The sequence below is a fragment of the Leptolyngbya sp. FACHB-671 genome, from assembly GCF_014695745.1.
Taxonomy (GTDB): domain Bacteria; phylum Cyanobacteriota; class Cyanobacteriia; order Elainellales; family Elainellaceae; genus JAAUTN01.
Genome location: NZ_JACJOV010000063.1, coordinates 28,306 through 48,598, shown reverse-complemented (window position 1 = coordinate 48,598; position 20,293 = coordinate 28,306). Strand labels below are relative to the sequence as shown.

The 20,293-nt window shown below is 46.5% G+C and carries 16 protein-coding genes and 1 tRNA gene; 13 read left to right on the top strand and 4 right to left on the bottom strand.

The window, feature by feature from the left end; all coding sequences use genetic code 11:
* The first annotated feature begins 353 nt into the window (after positions 1-353).
* On the top strand, positions 354-1,643 hold the full coding sequence (locus tag H6F93_RS07450; RefSeq protein WP_190679930.1) for a serine/threonine protein kinase: 1,290 nt from the start codon (positions 354-356) through the stop codon (positions 1,641-1,643).
* A 15-nt stretch (positions 1,644-1,658) separates the two neighbouring features.
* The gene (locus H6F93_RS07445; protein ID WP_199313539.1) at positions 1,659-3,056 is read left to right on the top strand and encodes a serine/threonine protein kinase; all 1,398 of its coding nucleotides are present in this window, start codon (positions 1,659-1,661) and stop codon (positions 3,054-3,056) included.
* A gap of 114 nt (positions 3,057-3,170) precedes the next feature.
* On the opposite strand, the gene H6F93_RS07440 is transcribed toward H6F93_RS07445, so the two are convergent.
* From H6F93_RS07440 to H6F93_RS07430, 3 genes are all read right to left on the bottom strand, one after another.
* Positions 3,171-3,515, bottom strand: coding sequence for a ribulose bisphosphate carboxylase small subunit (locus H6F93_RS07440; protein ID WP_190644354.1), 345 nt, complete (start codon positions 3,513-3,515; stop codon positions 3,171-3,173).
* Between the two features lie 54 nt (positions 3,516-3,569).
* On the bottom strand, positions 3,570-3,986 hold the full coding sequence (gene rcbX / locus H6F93_RS07435; protein ID WP_190644353.1) for a RuBisCO chaperone RbcX: 417 nt from the start codon (positions 3,984-3,986) through the stop codon (positions 3,570-3,572).
* A 97-nt stretch (positions 3,987-4,083) separates the two neighbouring features.
* Positions 4,084-5,514, bottom strand: coding sequence for a form I ribulose bisphosphate carboxylase large subunit (locus tag H6F93_RS07430; protein ID WP_190644352.1), 1,431 nt, complete (start codon positions 5,512-5,514; stop codon positions 4,084-4,086).
* Positions 5,515-6,231: 717 nt separating this feature from the next.
* Here H6F93_RS07430 and H6F93_RS07425 point away from each other — a divergent pair.
* The 11 genes from H6F93_RS07425 to H6F93_RS07375 all read left to right on the top strand — a co-directional run bounded on the left by H6F93_RS07425 (position 6,232) and on the right by H6F93_RS07375 (position 17,339).
* Positions 6,232-8,016, top strand: a complete 1,785-nt coding sequence (locus tag H6F93_RS07425; protein WP_199313538.1) for a protein kinase domain-containing protein — start codon at positions 6,232-6,234, stop codon at positions 8,014-8,016.
* A gap of 84 nt (positions 8,017-8,100) precedes the next feature.
* Positions 8,101-9,219 carry an energy transducer TonB family protein gene (locus tag H6F93_RS07420; RefSeq protein ID WP_190679928.1) on the top strand — a complete coding sequence of 373 codons (1,119 nt, stop codon included), beginning with the start codon at positions 8,101-8,103 and terminating at the stop codon, positions 9,217-9,219.
* Between the two features lie 99 nt (positions 9,220-9,318).
* A tRNA-Gly gene (locus tag H6F93_RS07415) sits at positions 9,319-9,389 on the top strand.
* 180 nt (positions 9,390-9,569) lie between these two features.
* Complete coding sequence (locus tag H6F93_RS07410; RefSeq protein WP_190679927.1) at positions 9,570-10,760, top strand: site-specific integrase; 1,191 nt, start codon at positions 9,570-9,572, stop codon at positions 10,758-10,760.
* Between the two features lie 581 nt (positions 10,761-11,341).
* Positions 11,342-13,114 (top strand): hypothetical protein, encoded by a 1,773-nt coding sequence (locus H6F93_RS07405; protein ID WP_190679926.1) that lies wholly within the window; start codon positions 11,342-11,344, stop codon positions 13,112-13,114.
* A 121-nt stretch (positions 13,115-13,235) separates the two neighbouring features.
* Positions 13,236-13,889: a hypothetical protein gene (locus H6F93_RS07400; protein ID WP_190679925.1), complete on the top strand. Its 654-nt coding sequence runs from the start codon at positions 13,236-13,238 to the stop codon at positions 13,887-13,889.
* Between the two features lie 43 nt (positions 13,890-13,932).
* Positions 13,933-14,856 (top strand): hypothetical protein, encoded by a 924-nt coding sequence (locus tag H6F93_RS07395; protein WP_190679924.1) that lies wholly within the window; start codon positions 13,933-13,935, stop codon positions 14,854-14,856.
* Between the two features lie 100 nt (positions 14,857-14,956).
* Positions 14,957-15,451: a hypothetical protein gene (locus tag H6F93_RS07390; protein WP_190679923.1), complete on the top strand. Its 495-nt coding sequence runs from the start codon at positions 14,957-14,959 to the stop codon at positions 15,449-15,451.
* Between the two features lie 189 nt (positions 15,452-15,640).
* A complete protein-coding gene (locus H6F93_RS07385; protein WP_190679922.1) occupies positions 15,641-15,976 on the top strand; it encodes a hypothetical protein in 336 nt (111 codons plus the stop codon).
* A gap of 60 nt (positions 15,977-16,036) precedes the next feature.
* Complete coding sequence (locus H6F93_RS07380; RefSeq protein ID WP_190679921.1) at positions 16,037-16,846, top strand: hypothetical protein; 810 nt, start codon at positions 16,037-16,039, stop codon at positions 16,844-16,846.
* Position 16,847: 1 nt separating this feature from the next.
* Entirely contained in the window at positions 16,848-17,339 is a 492-nt protein-coding gene (locus H6F93_RS07375) for a Panacea domain-containing protein (protein WP_190679920.1), read from the top strand.
* A gap of 32 nt (positions 17,340-17,371) precedes the next feature.
* Here H6F93_RS07375 and H6F93_RS07370 read toward each other — a convergent pair whose 3' ends face one another.
* Positions 17,372-20,272 (bottom strand): site-specific DNA-methyltransferase, encoded by a 2,901-nt coding sequence (locus tag H6F93_RS07370; RefSeq protein ID WP_190679919.1) that lies wholly within the window; start codon positions 20,270-20,272, stop codon positions 17,372-17,374.
* Between the last annotated feature and the right edge of the window lie 21 nt (positions 20,273-20,293).

Sequence of the window (20,293 nt, the reverse complement as noted above, 5' to 3'; positions counted from 1 at the left end):
TAACTGAACGCTCCATCAATAGCCTAGATCAAATGCTTCGACACAACCCAAAATTTTTCTCATTGGTCACATCAGATTTGGCTATCAAGGATTGGTTGGAAAGCACAGGCAACTACTACGGTCATCGCTTCAAAAGTTGGATTTTGTCACGAGATAGTTATATCGCCATCGCAATTAAGTGAAATGACTACCTCCTCACCTAGCAAGATTGCAATTCCATTGGTGTGTCCATCACGTCCAACCCTCATACATTGGCAGATACATTAAGGTTGGTTACTGACAAAGGCGGAAGCATTCAAGAGTTTGAGATGAAGCTGGAAAATGAAGGTGGAGCTTGCTGCAAGAGGTAAAGCATGGACAACACTTCTGGGTTGCTTCAACAACGCTACGAGATTCAGCGGCAGCTTGGAAAGAATGCTGGGAGGCAAACGTTGCTGGCTTATGACCGCCAAGAAAACCAACAGGTCGTAATCAAGCTATTGACCTTCGATCGAGATTTTGAGTGGGATGCTCTGAAGCTATTTGAGCGAGAAGCGGAAACGTTAAAGGCGCTGTCTCATCCCAGCATTCCGCGTTATCTTGACTTTTTTGAGATTGATTTACCCGATGCGAAGCAGTTTGCATTAATCCAGAGCTATGTGAAGGGGCGATCGCTCGACCACGTCCTCAAGGCGGGACACACTTTCAGTGAGGCTGAAATCAAACAACTGGTGAAGTCCCTGTTAGAAATTCTCAAATATTTGCATGGGCGCAAACCACCCGTGATTCATCGGGATATTAAACCGAGCAATATCATTCTGGGCGATCGCACAGGCAACAGTTCCAACAATAGAATCAAACAAGTTTACCTGGTAGATTTTGGTTCTGTGCAAACGCTGGCTACTCAAGAAGGGCGAACCGTTACAGTGGTTGGAACCTACGGTTACATGCCACCAGAGCAGTTTGGTGGGCGGGCGGTTCCGGCTTCTGATTTGTATGGAGTAGGTGCAACGGCGATCGCCCTGGCAACTCGAAAACATCCTGCTGACTTGCCCCAGAAAAACTTGCGTATCCAGTTTGAGCCTTTTGCCCACCTCAGTCCTGCTTTTGCGGTCTGGCTAAAACAGACGACTGAACCAACCCTCAAAGGGCGGTTTGCTTCTGCTCAAGTTGCCTTAGCTGCCCTGAAGCAATCGAAACATCATAATGATGTTCCAGTTTTAGAAGGGAGGGCGATCGGGACTTCTAAATTGATCGTAAATGCACTTTTACAAAGCAGTAAAACAGGGCTTGTTGCAGGTTCTTTGTTAGGCGCGTACTTTGGCACTGGAATTCTTCCACTCGTTGGAACGTTCGTAGGTTTTGTCATAGGTGGGTTCGTCGGGATAGGTCTAGGAATGCTGAATGGACTGTTGCTCGGCATCCTGACTCGCCTCTACTTCTATCCACTCAAACGTGCCCGTCGCTATCAACGATTTGTCAGAAATACCAGTACGCTGGCGATCGCAGCTAGCACACTCGCTCTTATTTTGGGACTGATACCTACTGTTCCTGGGAGCTACATCCTTTTTCTAAGCGTAGTAGCTGTCCCTGTGATTGCAGGATTGGCAGCAGGATTAGCTAGTCGAGATTTTGCCCGATGGTATCAGCGAGAGAGTCTGTGACAAGGAGTGAGTAACTTGAACGATATACTGCACGGGCGCTATGAAATTCAACAGCCGCTGGGCAGACAGGCTGGGCGACAAACTTTTTTAGCACGCGATTTACAAACTCAGGCGCAAGTCGTCATCAAGCTGCTGACGCTTGGGAAGGAGTTTCAGTGGCAAGACCTGAAACTGTTTGAACGAGAAGCCAGCATCCTACAGACGCTTTCCCACCCAGCCATTCCTCGCTATCTTAACTATTTAGATGTTGATTCACCTGCTTACAAAGGATTTGCCCTGGTGCAGAGCTATGTGGAGGCAAAGTCTTTAGAGGAGCACTTGAAGGCTGGGCGGACGTTTAGCGAAGCTGAGGTGAAACAGTTAGCTAAGGCTTTGCTTGAGGTTTTGATTTATTTACATCAGCAGTCCCCACCTGTGATTCACCGAGACATCAAACCCAGTAACATTTTGCTGTCCAATCGTTCTGGACATTCCGCCGGAGAGGCATTTTTAGTTGATTTTGGGTCTGTGCAAACCCTGGCTGCAAAAGAGGGAAGCACCATTACCGTTGTTGGAACCTACGGATATATGCCCCCCGAGCAATTTGGCGGACGAGCGGTACCAGCGTCAGATCTCTATAGTTTGGGGGCAACATTAATTTTTTTAGTCACCGGTCAGCATCCTACAGAGCTATCCCAAGATGATTTTCGAATTCACTTTCGTCAGGCAGTGACGCTCGATTCTACGTTTGCAGACTGGCTAGAGCGACTCACGGAACCCAGCCTTGATCGCCGTCTAGCTTCTGCTGAAGAAGCTTTACTCGCATTAGAAACTGCCTATCTCAAGCCTCAAATCTCAGACCGTTCTGATCTGACCTTTCGATCGGAAGCGATGAGCTACTTACCTGGAAGTGACATTGTTGTCACGAAAACTCCTGATTTTCTAGAAATCTTGATTCCACCTGAAGGGGTAGGTTTGAAAGAACTTTCGTTGTTGGCGCTGAACACTCCTCTGTGGTTGTTTTGGCTTCCTCAATACCAAACTTACCCAGGAGAATTTTCTCAGCTTGTGCAGTTTATATCGATCGCACTATCAGGATTTTTGGCGATCGCCCTAATTCGCGCTTTATTCAAAAAGACTCGCCTGCGCGTTAGCAAAGAATCTATTTTCATCACCCATGAACTGTTTGGATGGAAGCGGCGGAAACATTTAGGAGTGGGAAAACAAAAACCAAACGTTGAGTTTGACATAGTCTCCACTTCATCCTTCTTCTATTCCTACCCAGAAACAGAGTTAAGCAAAAAACCTTGTCTAAAAATTTGGGTAAATAATGAAAAGCATCTGCTTCTCTCTGGGCTGTTAACCGAATACGAGGCTAGGTGGCTAATCCGCGAACTCAGGACATGGTTGAAAGTAGAACCAGACAAACAGTAAAGCGGGCAAAGGATACAGTTATGCATTCTCTGCCCGCTTAGATAAGACAAAAATGATTTAATTCATCTCGTTCCCAAACCTAACCTGGGAACAAAGCATCAGAACATCCGAATCCTAGTAGCGGTAGTTATTGCCGCCACCTGGCTTGTGGATGATGAAGCTGAGAACCTGGCACTGCTTGATGTTGTCGAATCCAACAACGCGGACATAAGAGTCACGGTAAGCGTTGCGGCACTCGTTTACTTCTTGTAGAACTTCTTGAACGCTACCTGCGTTAAACAGGGGTAGCTTCCACATGGTCCAGTAGTAGTCAGTTGGTTCAGAAGTTTCGTTGAATTCGATCGCTGGGAAGTAGCCCTGATCGAGGATGTACTGAACTTGCTTAGCGATTTGCTGATCGCTCAGAGGAGGCAAGTAAGAAAGAGTTTCGTAACGACGTTCTTTGCGTAGAGTTTGCATGGTTGTTTCGGTAGGTTTTGGATTGAGTGCTAAATATTTACCAATCGCCAGCCATTAAACAGCCTCATCCGCATCATCAGGTTCTAATTCTGAATCAATGGGCGGTTCGGCGATCGATAGCGGTTCCGATGGACTCAGTTGCGTGACTCGCTCCAGATATTGGCGACGATGCTCCATATTTGCCTGTTGAATGCCGGTACGAATCATCTCTGGCAAAAAATCTGCGATTTCTTCTGCTAGGTGTGCCCTTACCGTCATCACGCGAAAGGCAAGCTGCTGGTTTGCATCCAACAGTTCTTGAAGGTAGGCTTCTCCATCCTGAATTTTTCCAGTTGAAGAAAATCCATGCAGCCAAACGCTAAGTGGAGGATTCGTCTCTCGAAGCTGAGCCACAACCGTCCGCACAGCCTGATAAGTCAGGTAGCTTGTGATTGTCTTGGCTGTGTCCTTCGCAACTTGTTTGAGATCCATCTTGACACCAGCCTGTAAGGGAGCTTTGAGTTTTAAGCTTTGAGTTTTGAGTTGCAACAGCCCTACTCAAAACTCAAAACTCATCATTCAAAACTGATCAGACGGTATCAACTGCCTCGAATTCAAACTTGATTTCCTTCCACAGTTCACAAGCCGCAGCCAGTTCAGGCGACCATTTGCAGGCTTCACGAATAACATCGTTGCCTTCGCGAGCCAGGGAGCGGCCTTCGTTCCGTGCCTGGATGCAAGCTTCTAGAGCAACCCGGTTTGCAGTTGCACCTGGTGCGTTGCCCCAAGGGTGTCCGAGAGTACCACCACCGAACTGAAGTACGGAGTCATCACCAAAGATTTCAACCAGTGCAGGCATGTGCCACACGTGAATACCACCGGAAGCTACTGCCATTACACCAGGCATAGAAGCCCAGTCTTGAGTGAAGTAAATACCACGAGAAGGATCTTTCTCAACATAGTTTTCACGCAGCAGGTCAACGAAGCCCATGGTGATGCCGCGCTCGCCTTCTAGTTTACCGACGACGGTTCCGGTGTGAATGTGGTCACCACCAGACATCCGCAGGGTCTTAGCAAGCACTCGGAAGTGAATTCCGTGGTTCTTTTGACGGTCAATTACGGCGTGCATTGCCCGGTGGATGTGGAGCAAAATGCCATTCGCACGGCACCACTTAGCCAGGGTGGTGTTGGCGGTGAAGCCTGCGGTCAAGAAGTCATGCATGATGATGGGCATTTTCAGCTCTTTGGCGAACTCTGCCCGCTCTAGCATGTCTTCGCAGGTTGCGGCGGTGACGTTGAGGTAGTGACCTTTGATTTCACCGGTTTCAGCCTGAGCTTTGTGGATGGCTTCTGCAACGAAGAGGAAGCGATCGCGCCAACGCTGGAATGGCTGAGAGTTAATGTTCTCGTCATCTTTGGTGAAGTCTAGACCACCACGCAGGCACTCATAAACTGCCCGACCGTAGTTCTTAGCAGACAGACCCAACTTAGGCTTAATCGTGCAGCCCAATAGGGGACGACCATATTTGTTGATCTTGTCGCGCTCAACCTGAATACCGTGAGGAGGTCCTTGGAAGGTCTTGAGGTAAGCAATGGGAATCCGCAGGTCTTCCAAACGCAGTGCCTTCAGCGCTTTGAAACCAAACACGTTACCTACAATCGAGGTCAACATGTTGGTAACAGAGCCTTCCTCAAACAAATCTAGTGGATAGGCAATGTAAGCGATGAACTGGTTGTCTTCGCCCCGAACTGGCTCGATGTCATAGCAACGACCTTTATAGCGATCGAGGTCGGTCAACAGGTCAGTCCATACAGTTGTCCAGGTACCTGTAGAAGACTCAGCAGCAACCGCCGCGCCAGCTTCTTCGGGAGGAACACCAGGCTGAGGCGTAACCCGGAAAGCCGCCAAAATATCTGTATCTTTAGGTGTGTAGTCTGGGGTGTAATAAGTCAGTTTGTAATCTTGAACCCCAGCCTTATACCCAGATTTCGTCTGAGTTCGTGTTTGAGAATAAGACATCGTTTCCCTTCCTGTGAATCAATTAGCTCTAGACAACTAAGAACCCGTTGCTGCTTAACATCATCTCAGTTAAGCGACACAAACTACGTCAAGAAGCACTAGCAGACAGCAATGCAAACAGTAACCTTGCAAATAACATGCAAATAACAATCTTGGTCGGTCGTCTTAAGTCGGCCGTAATGCAGGGCTTAGATCAAAACTGATAATCAACTCCTCTTCTTCCGACTACCGCGACCGATTGGGTTCTTAAAAAATATATCAGGAATTTCATAAGGTAAACTTCCGAACTTCTTTGCTTATCTATAACGACCATTTATGTTTCTAACAGATAATCAAAAATTATTAACTTGATAAAGAATATCCAGGCTTTTGTTTACCAATCGCAATGTTTTATGCGCATATCTTGGTGTAGGACCTTTTAGCAAGGTAAAGATTTCTTAATAGAAATTAGACGAGAAGAAAAGGATACCGTCGTTACCAGGTTTCGTTTTTCTAGCTGCGGCTTCAGTTGCCAAAACTTCTAATGGGAGTTGGGTGGAACAATGTGAAACTCAACTCTGGCATGGATTTTATTAGATTCTGCGATGCTTCACCCACCCTACAATGCTGCTCATGAATAGCTCGATGCATTGCGGGAAGTTTGTCAGTTGACAGGGGTTGAGCGCTACAGTTTGAAGTTAGATGCTGATATTTGTGTCTTTTCCCTAGCGATCGCCCGTGTCCCAGCCTGCTCCGGTGTCGATTTATTGCATCAATCCAGATTGCTCCCAGCCTTGTCAGGTTTGGGGCAATCGGTTCTGCCAGCGCTGCGGGTCAATGTTGCAATTGCGCGGGCGCTATTTGCCACTGCAAATTTTGGGGTCGGGTGGGTTTGCTGTCACTTATGCGGTTTACGACTCGCAGTCACGCACAGAGAAAGTTCTCAAAGTTTTAGTTGAGCAGGCACCCAAAGCACGGGAATTGTTTGAGCAGGAAGCGGCGGTGTTGGCGAGGTTAAACCATCCGGGCGTACCCAAGGTGGAGCCGGGAAACTATTTTAAAGTGGCGGTAGAGCGACGAGCGATCGCTACAAGCCAAGGTGAGGCAAACTCTTCAGGCTTTTCTCAAAACGCCTCCCCGCGTACCATCAGCACAACGATTCCTTGCCTGGTTATGGAAAAAATTAACGGGCAAACCTTGCAGAGCATTTTGGAGGAGCATCCGCATGGCTGCCCAGAAACCTGGGTAGTGAACTGGTTCTATCAAGCCCTCGACATTCTGCAAGAACTGCACGCGCATCAAATTGTGCATCGTGATTTAAAACCCGCAAACCTCATGGTGCGGTTAGAAACAGGGCAACTGGTGGCGATCGACTTTGGTGGGGCAAAACAAATGCACACGCAGCCAGTCCATCGCTCAATTAGCTCTACCCGTCTGGTTTCTCCGGGCTACAGTCCCCCCGAACAGGTTGAAGGAGGCGACATTCAACCGTCAGCGGATTTCTACGCGCTGGGTAGGACCCTGATTCACCTCCTAACGGGGCGCTATCCGGTGCAACTGGAAGACCCCATTACGGGAGAACTGCGCTGGCGCAATCTGGTACAGGTAAACCCTGACTTCGCGGATTTGCTCGATCGGTTGGTGCGGGCAAATCCGCAGCGTCGTCCTGAGTCAACTGAGGAAGTTCGACTGCAGTTGCAAAAAATTGCGCCGTTTGTTGCAGCTCACGGAAGGGCAGCAATGGGGTTGACGACCCCAAAAAATCCAGTTGTTGCAGCTTTGCAGAAGAGAATTAAAGCGGGAAAGCGGGGAATTGTGGCGATCGCCACTGCCATCCTTCAAGCCACCGTTTGGACATTCAGGGCAGTCCTTGACACGTGCTGGAGCACCACTTTAGCGACGGCAGGGGCTGGCATTGGCACGACAGTTGGTTTTTTTCTAGCTTATGGTTCGCCTGTTGGAACTAATTTAGCTGAACTGCTATCTAAACAATTGGTTCGCTGGATTCCTGATCTCGCACTAGAGGTTGAGCCGGGGTTTCTCATGTTTGGCTTAGCTGGACTGGGAACTGCCCTCGGCTTGACCGCAGCTGGCGGCTTTGGACAGCGGCGACGAGGAATTGTCTCGGGATTCACTGGAATTTTGAGCTATTTACTCGGTTGGGTGGGTTTGCAGTTTGCTAGCACCCAAGGAACGGGGACGGGGTTAGCAGTATTTGTGGCGATCGCTCCTACATTGCTAACTCTAGGGCTGGGTTTGCCTAGCCATCACCTGCTCTACGCCGTTATTACAGCCGTCAGCTTGACTCCATTTATTACTAGTTTGGTGTGGCTCAACCCTCCATTCATCAACGACCTGTGGCAAGTATTCTCAGTCGCCCTTCCGCCTTTTGCATACTCGAACGGCATGAGCTTTTGGGCATGTCTGCTGTTTTTTTGTCTCCTTAGCCTTGCTTTGGGAAGCTGTCTAGGGGTTAGCCACTATATTTTTGTCCCCTGCTTGCGTCGGCTTGGTTGGCGATGAGGAGCTTTAAGTTTCTATCTGCTCTATCTGCTTAGATCCCTTCGCTATGATCACTTTGGGAGCATCAACGGTTACACCCCCTGCATGGCACGATTGACTAAAGCCCCTAAACCCAAATTGCTAATAACGGACAAAAGACGGCGACACACAGATCCGCCAAATTTGTGGCTGGCGGTGGCAACTGGGTCAGTTTTGTTTCACTTACTGTTGGCGGTAGTTATTTTGCCTCTACAAGGTCGGCGTGCTGGGGAAGAACCTCAGCTTGACCCCGTGGCAGTCGATCTGGTCGAAATTGACCCGGCAGCTACAAATCCCGTGGCGATCGCCCCCAACGCTCCTCAATCTAATGCCATTGCTCAGCAACCTGAGCCTCAACCCTCCTCGACCACTCCGCCGATTGAAGCGTTTTCAGCTCCACCTCCTGACCCACAACCCATTTCTGAGCCGTCGCCAGAGCCTATCCCTGAGCCATCGCCGGAACCCACTCCTGAACTGTCACCAGAACCCATCCCAGAGCAACCCGCTGAACCGCAAGTTGAAGCCTCTCCCGATCCGGTGCCGTCCCCTTCGACCGAGCCGGAGCAACCTGCAGATTCCACCCCACCAGAAAATCTTGGCTCAACCGAGGCTGATCCAGTGCCAGACACTGATCCTGACAATGCGACGACTGATCCTGCTCCTGTTGACGATTCTGCTGTCGCTGAAGGGGGAGGAAACGCAAACTCCACTCCACCGACAGGTGATCCTGGACTACCCGGAGTGACGGTAAATTCCAATGCTAACCCTACGGGCTGGGTTACAAGTGCTATTGTCAGCCAAAGACCAGATAGGCCCTTTGATGTCCCGACTCAGATCGCCACAGTTAGTCCGGGGCGCGATCGCCTGCCTGACCCAACTAGCTTCGGCTGCCCAGTTGAACCGGGAATGGAAACAGCCCTGACTCCACAGGAGCAGTACGCTCAGTATCTGGCAGAAGCAAATCCTTATTTGGGCACTCCGGTTGAGGTTCATGTCACAGTAGAGGCAAACGGTCAGGTTTCCGCTGCTCAGGTGGGCAACACGAGCAGCGGCAGCTATGCCTACGACCAGCTTGCAGTGTGCCTGGTTCAAAACTGGCTGGAGTTTAACCCTGCCTTGCGAGATGGAGAGCCCTGGGCAAGTGACAACCAGCAAGTCACAATTACTATCAGTTCAATTCAATAGCAAACTTGAATCAATGTGTGATACCCTAGTCTAGGCGTAGAATTAAAGACGGAATGAGACAGAGCGATCGCTCCTCACATTCAATCTGTTAGTAATCGCGCGGGTGTAGTTTAGTGGTAAAACCTTAGCCTTCCAAGCTAATGATGGGGGTTCGATTCCCCCCACCCGCTTAAAGAGTTAAAAGCATTATACAGCAAGGGCTTCAGACGATTCTGAAGCCCTTTTGCTATGTCCAAACTCTAATACGCCCGTTCTAGTCTGGAGTAAAAATTGGGGTAGTTTGGACAGTTTTGGGGTAGTGATTGGGGTAATTTTGGGGTAGACTAATAGTGCTTACCCCAATTACTTCCATGAACTCCAACGACACTAGGCGCAAGGCTTCCAAGGGTTCCGTACAGATCAAAGTTTCCAATAGTCGATTACAGCTTGTCTTCTCTCATGCAGGCAAGCGCCATTATCTCTCGCTAGGCTTCTCAGACACTCCAGAAGCCCGTGCATTGGCAGAAATGAAGGCTAGCCAGATTCGTATGGATATGATTTCTGGGCACTTTGATGAGACTCTAGCAAAGTACAAACCAGAGCCAATTTCTACGGTTGCTGCTGTTACCCCAATCTCTACCCCAGAAAATCCATCCCTTGCAGAACTGTGGGAAAGGTTTGTTGAGTATAAGCGCCCTCAGTGTTCAGAGAACACAATGATGTTTGTCTATGGGCACTTTACGAAGTACTTGCATAAGCTGCCTACGCATGACTTGGATAGAGCTAACGAGATTAGGGACTATTCACTTAAGACTTTCCCGATCGAGTCTTGCAAGCGATTCATTACCAGGTTGAATGCTTGCTGCGATTGGGCGATGAAGTCGGGTTGGATTTCTGCAAATCCGTTTTCTGGAATGGCAAGCGAGATCAAACCGCCCAAATCTCAGAAGAGTTCAGAGGAGGATGAAATTTTTCCATTCTCTCTGGCTGAACGCGATTCCATCATTGAAGCTATTGCTGAGAATAAGTTCTGCAAGAAGCACTCAGGGTTTAAGCACGATTACTACAGGAATTATGTCGAGTTCTTGTTTATGACGGGATGCCGTCCGAGTGAGGCGCTAGCCCTTCAGTGGAAGCATATCAGCAACGACTTTAGGTTCATCAACTTTGAGCAGGCACTCATTGAGACTAGCAAGGGGAAGATTGTTAGAGAGGGATTAAAAACTCAAGACCGTAGACGCTTCCCCTGTAACGGCAAAGTTCAAAACCTGCTTCAAGCCGTTAGACCAGAATTTTGTGATCCGGAGTCATCGGTTTTCCCTGGTTACACGGGAGGGTATCTAGATACGCGATCGTTCCGTAAAAATGTTTGGAAGCCTGTGCTGGAGGGTTTGGGAATTGAATATCGAAAGCCTTACCAGACAAGGCATACATTCATTACCCTAGCTTTAGAGAATGGCTTGGATGCTAAGGATGTGGCTCGATTGGTTGGTAACTCCCCAGAGGTGATCTACCGACATTACGCTGGAAATAAGCGAGAACTGGTAGTGCCTGAGTTCTAATGCTATGCCCAATGCCTATGTAGACAGGAGGAACGTTTCTCCTCCTGTTGAATGCTGCAAAACATAAGTTTTCTAAAGGTCGTCAAGTTTAGGCAAATTTCGAGTTTTTCGGCTAACATTGGTTTCAAATACATCTGAACTACTGGTTGCTGAAGTACCTAGTAGTTCGAGAGACGCTCTTATTGAGCATCCTATTATCTTGCTTTTGATTCAGTTGGGTGATGAGAGGAACGGGCAAACTACCCTACTTCTTTCCTCATAATGCCGAAAAACACGAATATTTCTCAGTCGGAGACTTCTGAACTTGATGTAGTTAAGTTAGTCAACAAGCATAGAGCTGCCGAAATTATAGGGGTTAGTCCTTCGACCCTTAAGCAGTATCGACTCGCAGAGAATTCGACTCTGATCGAGGGAGTTCACTATCACAGGTGGAATACTCGAACGATCAGGTATAACCCAGATCTGTTAGCAGATTGGGCGATAAACCGAAAAAATCCAGAAGCTCATCGGAAGACGATCGAGCGTTATTTGACTAGCATTGTCAGTCGTCAGTCCAGCAAGAGAGGTAGGAAAGCTGGCTGATGACTGATCACAGCGAAGGCGATCGCCCAACAAGCGTTTGCCATTGCCGTAGTAATCAGCTTTCAAATTTTGTTCTCGATTGGTTTACGATTTTCCACCCTTGGGACTTCATAGCTGCTCAAGCAACTGGAGGTAAACCCGATTGGAGAACCGAGAGCCGATTTCCCTTAAGCCCAGAAACGTTATGCAAACGATGGGCTGAGGCTGATGAACTGGTAGGGGTGCGCTTCAAATGTGGTAGGGGTGGAACTACCCGCTATGTGATGTTCGACATCGATATCACTAGTTGTTACCATCCCTACAAAAATGCACAGGCTTTCAGAAATCTCTTAGAGGTTATGGAAAGCTTGGGGCTGTGTCGTTTTCTGACGATACGCTCTAGCTATTCTGAAGGTCTGCACGTCTATTTCCCTATCTCTGAATCTGTGCCCTGCTTTAAGCTGGCTGCGGCTGTTGCCAATGCTGTAGGGGATGCAGGTTTTGGGGTGAAAGATGGACAGTTGGAAATATTTCCAAACGTCAAATTTCCTCGAAGTCTGTACAAAGCGCATAGGTTGCCACTACAGCAAGGCTCATACGTTCTGGATGAAAATTTTCAGCCAGTTCACGACTCCGTAGAGTTGCTGATCAAGGCATGGCATGAAGCAGAATTGCAGCAAGACTTAGAGCTATTGAAGCAGGCGATCGCTGTTGTTAAAGCTCATACGTTTTACGCATCAGGTAACGCTACTGAGTGGCGAGAGCGATTAGAGGCGACATTAAAGAATGGCTGGACAAGTGAAGGACAAACCAATCGAATCCTGAAGGAAGCCTGTATCTATGCCAGGGTCTTTCAAGCAAAGGACTGGGATGAAATAGAAAGTTGGGCTGTGGCAACGCTGCCTAGCTTGCCTGGATATCAGCAGTTCTGTAACCACAAGCGCAACATCAAGAGACGAGTTAAGGACTGGGTGACAACAAACCGTAGAAGTAACCGATACCGCCCATATGAAAGTCGTTCCAAGGAACCTAAAACTCCTCTAGCACCTCCTAACCATGTTCGGAGTTCTGATGCTTTACAGCGGATCAAGGATGCGATCGCCCAACTTACTAAACAGTTTGGAGGCTTGCCAGAAAAGGTTAGAGATAGGCAGAGTTTAATTTGTAAAACTGCTAAATGCAGTCCTATCACTCTCAGAAAATACCTGGAACTTTGGCATCCTAATTTTTGGGGAGAGAGGTATGTAACAGACCAGCCCACAGGAGTTCCAGCGATTGTAGAACAGCACTTTGCTGACGCTAAGGTTGATGCAAGTGAACCACCTGATCAGGCAGGGTATGTAACAGACGAATCTAAAGAGGTTTCAGCAATCGCTGATGACAGTTCTGATCTACAAGGATCTACTGAAAAGCTTGCTAGTCAAGCTGTTACAGACCTCCCCCTACTAAGTGTTAATAGACAGTTAGGCTTGGATTCCAGTTTAGATATCGCTGTACCTGTTTCTCAAAAAGCATTGAACTGTAAACAAGGAACAAACCGAGAGAAGCCAACCATAAAAGTTTGTGATCAAACATTTGAGAGAAAGCAAGCAATAGAGGATTTAAGCCTTTATCAAGCGATCGCAGTTCACAGCATCGTGAAACGTAGATCAGACAACGCTCTCTTCAAAGTCAAACAGATCAACTCAAACGGTACAGCTTGGCTCAAATGGCTCAATCAGTATGTTCTGCTGGTTGATATCTGCTTACCCCTGACAGAGATAGAACAGTACGAGTCTAATAGGGTTACATAGATGTTTCTGGAGGCGTGAGGGAAAATGCTAACTTTTTCACAGCCTAAAATCCTTGTCTAGCAGTGGTTTTAGGCATATCAGCAGCAAAGTTTTTACTATTTTTCCTAATGATTTAGGTACAATGGGCAGCATTTCATCAGGCAGACATGGAAGATCTGGCAGACCTCCCGCCCGTTGGGTTGTAGAGTCCTGCTTAGACATCAACATTAAGGAGTGGAACCGTAAAGGTTGGTGCAAAGCTGGTGAGACAGAAGCCATCATGCAGCGCAGATATAAAGACGGTTCTGTGACAACTCAAACGCAGGCGATCGCTTGGACAGACTGCAACTATGGAGGACAACGCCCTTGGTTTGTTTGCCCTCGCTGTCAGAACAGAGCAGGAAGATTATTTCAGCCTATTTTGTTCCCTCAGTTAAACCCGTTTCATAAACTGAACAACATCCCTTTTCAATGCCGAAAGTGCTTAAACCTGACCTATGGCAGCAGCAACTCAAGTGGCAATAGGTTCAAGGAACATAGCTGCAAGATTGCTCGAATTCGCAAGAAGCTTAAAGCAACCTGTTGGAACCCCAGAACTGATGGAATTCCTCCCAAACCTAAATATATGCGTTGGCGAGTTTATTACGGTTTGCTCGATGAGTTTAAGGAGCTAGAGAGAGCTTTTTGGGAGCAAAGCTGGCAGGAGGTAAAGAAACTGACAGGAGCGATCGGAACCCATTCTGACAACCTAGCAACTCTAGCAAGGGCAACAGAGAAGCCTACACCCACAGAGTAGAAGCTAGGCTAACCTTGAGACAATTTGAATCAAATTGAGATGTATGGTAGCTAGCCCAGAAATTTCTAGACTCAATGGCAGAAAATCAAGAGGCCCGCGCACAAAACGAGGAAAGGCGATCGCCAGTCGCAACGCTACTAAACATGGTTTGCTCTGTCAGGCTCCCCCCCTGCTGGTGACAGAAGACTTATCTACCTTTGAGGGATTGGTGCAATCGCTGATAGACCATTACCAGCCTCAGTCACCTGTCGAGAATTTTCTGGTTCAACAGGTAGCAATGGGGATGCTGAAGCAGTATCGCTTGTGGAATGTTGAGAGTGCGATCGCCAATACCCAAATTCTCAAAGCGCAGCAGCGGATCAAGTTTCCGGATCAGGTAATTCCTCCAGAGGTTAATCCGCTCGAAGGGTTCCAAGAGTATAGCGAGAAGCGTGTCTCAATGAAGGCTCTGTTAGAGCAGGAGAGGGCAAAGCTTGAGAATCTGAGGATGGATTTGGAATATGACCTCAAATACCTACCGGAGCATACGGAAGCAGAGACACTGAAAGCGCTTCGAGAATCAGTTGGGGACAACTATTTTCACGGGGAAGGTGAGCCAAGCGCAGTTTGGCACTATCACGGTGCTTTTGAGGAGTGGCTGTGTGAGTCATGGGACAAGGAAGCCGGAATATCTAGAGCAAGTCTGAAAGAAGCGGTTGCTCGTGCCCAAAAGCTGCTGAAGCTTGTCAAAGGGCGAAACCGAGAAATTGATGAGGCGATCGCCCAAATTGATGGTCATGCTGAAGCGATTCAGCAGTCTGAGGCAGTCAGTAAAGGATTGCAGCAACCGGAGCTATTCAACCGCTACCAGCGGGAGATGAATCGAGAGCTATATGAGGCGATCGACCGATTAGAGGAGATTCAACAGCAACGGCAAAATAAGGGTTCTATAGGTTCGTTTCGTCAAATCACTGATCAAACTGTCTAAGGTGGAACGCGATCCTAGTTCTAGAAATCAATGCCTTCAGCTTGGGTTAGAAGGGAATTAACAGTTGGGAACAATTAACGCACAGACTCCCCCCTTACCTATGAAGACATTCTCTACTCTTGCAATTGCTACAACCCTACTGACTGCCTTTCCTCCTAGTGCTGCTGCTGTTCCTGAATATGGAGCTAGCAATTTAGGAGGGTCTACTTATTTGACTTGGGTATTTCAGGATAGGGCAGATGCAAACGGTGTACGGGGTTATGTCTGCATTACACGAGACACGCTTGGAGGAATGGCTCGGAATGCCTTCGCTAACCGATATGCCATCGTGCCAGTTCCAGACAACTTCTATTTCGAGTTAAGACCATTGAACGCTGTTGAAATCTATCCCAGTGGTTCAGGATGGGTTGCTGAGCAAGTAGAGCCAATTCCTGTAGATGATATTTGGGCTAACGCTGAATTGGATGAATCCGAGGAATGGTTCGCTGCAAATATTCCTGTCGATGATTTAGGTAGAGCCTGCGTGGATGGTGGAATTGCAGGGACAGTGCAACAGGTGGAGCAACTACACCAGATAGACGTTAGAGAGCGTTAGGCAGTGGGGCGATCGCTAAGATCGCCTTCGGATATTTGAAGCAATTCAGCAAGAGGGCTTTGTGCGTTGGCTCCACCTTGCTGTCAGCTCAGGGGCTTTGAGAGGCGTTAAGTTTGTAGGGGAAATTACGGTTGTTGATTCGTGTGCAATTTTACAGAATAAATGTAGATTGCACACGAATCAAAAAGTATGAAAGGGTATCTCGAACTGCTGGAAAACCTGAAAACCTTGGAAGCTGAAAGAGCAAAGATCGGCAGTGAAGGCGATGTCTTATTTGATTGCTGGATTGCTCAATCTAAGCCAGGTGGAACAGCTAGAACCAATGCTACTCATTGGCAGTTGAGAAGCCGAAAAGCTCAATTTGACGGCAGAAAATCAAAGTACCTGAAGGCTTTTGAGGTTGGACAGTATGAAGCGGCGATCGCTCGTGGTAAGCAACTGAAGGAGCTGAAGCGGCAGAGTGAGACATTACAGAAGCGGATTATTAAGGTTGAAGCAATGATTGCAGCAGATGCTGCTATTTGATTCTCAAATCAACATAAAATTGCAGAGTTGCGCTCAAAGCGCTAGGAATGGAACGAGATCATGGGGTTGCAACGCCTTATACGTAGATATTGGTCAAAAACCTTTGTTTTGCTAGGAGGTATAGGACTGGCTGTATTCGGAAGTGTTGCAGATATACAAAGAGATGGTTTGAAGTGGTTTAATGCCTCAACAGGTCGTTTTTTTGGGTTTTCAGCTCTGTTAACTATTGTTGGGAGTGTTGACTCGTTTAGAGATGCTGACAGAAACGAGAAGCTAGAGAAAGAAATAGCTAATTTGGAAAGTGTCGTAGAATTACGAGCAAATTTTTTTCTAATAATTAAGAAAAGCCTTGAACAATTAGCTAGAGAAATTGATTTTGAGGGGACTGAAAGGATAAGTATATATTTTCACAATGAAAGTCATGAGTTCATCTCTATTGGACGTTACTCAGAAAACCCGAACTTTGATAAAAAGGGAAGACTATCCTATCCAGATAATGAGGGCTGTATTGGTAAAGCTTGGAATGATGGAAGTGGAGAGGCATTTGTAGATGACTTGCCAGATCCAGAAACTAATCTAAATGAATATTTAGATACACTCAAGCAGGATTGGAATGTTAAAAAAGAAACCGCAAGAAGATTTACAATGAAGAGTAGAACTTATTACGGTTATGCGCTGAAGAGTGATGAGCTTCCTACTAGAAGAATCGCAATTATTCTTTTTGAAAGTACTAAAGCTAAAGCTTTTACAAAAGATATTTTAGGATCTCAAAGAAACTTGAGGATTCATCTCAATACTTTACGACAACTGGTGATCATTACGTCCTTCCTGAAGCTTTCACCACAACAGGCTAGTGATGAGGGTTACTAATATGGCAGATTTACAAAGTATATTGAAGTACATTACGAGCCACTATCCAAACACTAATCGATTATCAAGATTCCGTCTAATCAAAATCCTTTATCTTGCTGATTGGCGTTCTGCACTTATCAGGAATAAACAAATTACTTCGTTGAAATGGACTTTAGGGGAATGTGGACTTCAACCTAATCAAGATATTCAAGTACCTGACAAGAGAGGTTTTATTTCTTTTATGGACTATCCATCTTTGACGGTTCAAGAGAAGGAGATTCTTGATCATGCCATCAAAACGTCCTCTCAAAAGAATTGGACTGATTTTACTTCGATTGTTTATTCAACCTATCCAATTCTTAAGCAAAATAGCGATGAAGATAAGGAGTTGAATTTAATTCAATTGGCTCGTCTATATAATGCTATGAAAGACGAGCAACTTAGAAAAGATAAAACTTTATTTGATACAGATATAGGTATCCATCCAGACCCTCCTTCTTTAAATAAATAATTTATTTTAGTGTTGATTCTCTCAGTTCACCTTCACTTCAACTCGTATACTTTTAGAACTTCATCGCCATAGTGGTTAATCACCTTGATGGCGATTTTTCCAGGTTTACCTTTATGGGAGGGAGGGGTGAAAGGTCGGCTGATTGTGGAGTAGAGATCAGACCATGCTGACTCGTCTACTTCGGCTTTGAGTGCCCGTTTTAGTTTGTCGTAGGGGTGATCAGCTCCGGTGAAGTAAGCATGACGAACGAAGAAGCTTTCACTGTTGTATTGTGTATCAATGAACCAGCAGGCGATATCGTTGGTTGAACTGCTGCGGATCTCTCCGGTTGTGGGGTCGTAGATGTCAAGTCCTTTGAGTTCTACGGTAATTTTGCCGTCATCCTGCTTATGGATCTCAATGTCGGGTTCCCCAAACACCATAAAGAGATTTGCTGCTGCTGTTTTCTTGAGAAGTTCATCACCTAGCAACAGGTCAGAATTCATCCTAGTGGGGAGAACAGTTAGCTTACCGTAACGTTTGGCTTCTTCAGGAACGGTAGGATCGAAGGCGAACCCGCAAACGATCAGCAGGTCATAGCCGATCCCTTGAACTGCTTCTTTTGCGGCTTCTCGGATATCGTCTGATCCAACTGTTCCATACTCAGAACCGATGGAGACAGCAACCCGCTTCGCCTTCTCGTCAGTGTCGGTATACTCTCCGATCGCGTGTATCCAGGTTCCTGGATGAGGTTCAAGGGTATCAAACTTGAGGCGTTCGTTCTTCTTCGTGTTCTGAACTCCTGCTTTCCTCAAGTTCTCAATGATGCGAGTCTCAAACTGATCCGAGGCTTGCTGTTGACCTGCTGATTCTGAGTCTGGACGTTCTTCTTCGGTAGAGAGAACCCGGTGGGGTGAAAGGCTTTCAACCGTAAAAGAGCCTGACACCCTTACCCGTTTTGAGTCTTCATAGGGTTGGTCATACAGGATCTCGGTATCGGCATTTGTGGCAATCGCCTCATCAATCTCTTTTTGCCGTTGCTGTCGCAGTTCCCACCATTGCGAGAGTAGAGTTTTAGCATCCTCTGACCATTTCTCGTCAGGATCGCGGGGAATCTGCCATTCTTCCCAAGATTGCTTGAGGAGGTTGTTTAGTTTGGTACGGATAGGTTCTAACTGTTCCTGCCATTTAGCGTGTATGGTGTCGATCGCTGGGTTATTGGCGATCGCCTTCAAGGTCACATGGGGAACCCGCTTATAAACAAACCCCTTCTTGATGTCATGCTCTGACTTTACGCCCGCTCCGGTTGGGGTTTCCCAAGGATCTTTTGATAAATCCTTACCTTCAACAGCGATCGCTCTCTGGTTAGCACCAAAACTAACAGGAATTACATTAGAGATAACTGTAATCTCTTGCTCTTTAACTCTGCCTTCTGGTGAATCTGCTAAAAGGTAATAGGGGAATTTAGCAGACATTAACCGGGTGCGAGCGAGAGCTAAAGCAACCCTACTAGTATCGATTGTGATCCAACGTCTACCCCACCGCTCAGCAACGTGAGCAGTTGTACCACTGCCGCAGGTTGGATCAAGAACTAGATCTCCTGGATCAGTAGACATTAGAAGGCAACGTTCAATAGTTTTAATACCCGTTTGTACAACATAAACCTTGTTATCTGTAAAGCTTCCTGTTCCTGTATCTGTCCAAACGTTCACTATTGGATAGACGGGGAAATCGCTGATATAACGCACGTATCCTAAAGATTTACCAGCGGGAACTAAACGGTTTGCAAAAGACAGCCTTTGCATACCCTCCAAAGTGGTTTTCCAATGTTGATTTCCACTTATTTCATAAGTTTTGTCATGTAGCTTAATAGGTAATGAGAGCTTTTCACTGTATCCAGTTGAAGTAACATCACTTACTCGATAAACCTTGCTGTTCTCAGATAAAGGGATCTCTCCATTCCTTTCTTGCGTAGTTATTCGTCTACGCTTTCCATCTTCAGTTTCCAAATAAGAATAAACTCCTGCATCGTCGTTGGTTAAGCTTTTCAGCCAATATAGTTGCCTATATTTAGCTTTAGTTATGTCTTTTGCATAATGAAGGATTACATCACAAACACTAGCTAGATTATTAACTCGCGCCATTGGACTATTGGCTGATGAAGTTTTGCGAAAAAAGATCATTGTACAGAAGTTATTTGCCCCAAAAACTTCATCAAGTATGCACCTAACTAAATGTACATTCTCATCACCAATTTGTATAAAAATACTACCTGTTTCTGTCAGCAACTCTCTAGCGATTATCAAGCGATCACGCAAATAAGCCAAATAAGAATGAATTCCCTTTTCCCAAGTATCTCGAAAAGCTCTAATTTGTTCTGGCTGTCGCGTCACATCTTCAACCTTTCCATCTTTAACATCTCGTTTACGGGTTGAAGTTTGCCAATTTGAACCAAATTTAATGCCATAGGGAGGATCAAGATAAATCATTTGAACCTTTCCCTTTAGCCCTTCCTTCTCTGCTAATGAATTCATCACTAGCAAGGAATCACCCAAAATCATTCGGTTTTTCCAGTCTGTTTCATGACGGTAGAAATCAATCTTGTCAGAAAAGGGTAAATCATTCTGATCAGCAAATAAATCCATTTGCTGTTCTGCTGATTGTTGACTTTGGTATTCTAAAAAATCCTTAACGATCGATTCTGGCTTAACAATCTCTTGAATATAAATAGGAACAGCAGGAACTTCTAGATCCTGGCTATCTTGTTCATCCTTACCATCCCAAACTAATTGCGGATCAAGCGATGGATCGCGCTGGTATCGAATAATCGTAGGCTTCTTCTCGTCATCATCGACAAAGCTTCTCAGCTCCTCAGTAGGAATGTTTGCCCGCTTGTCATTATGTTGATGACTATCAATAGATGTAGAGTTATAAGGTGTCTTTTTCTTGGGCATGATGGGTCTTTATAAGCTGAT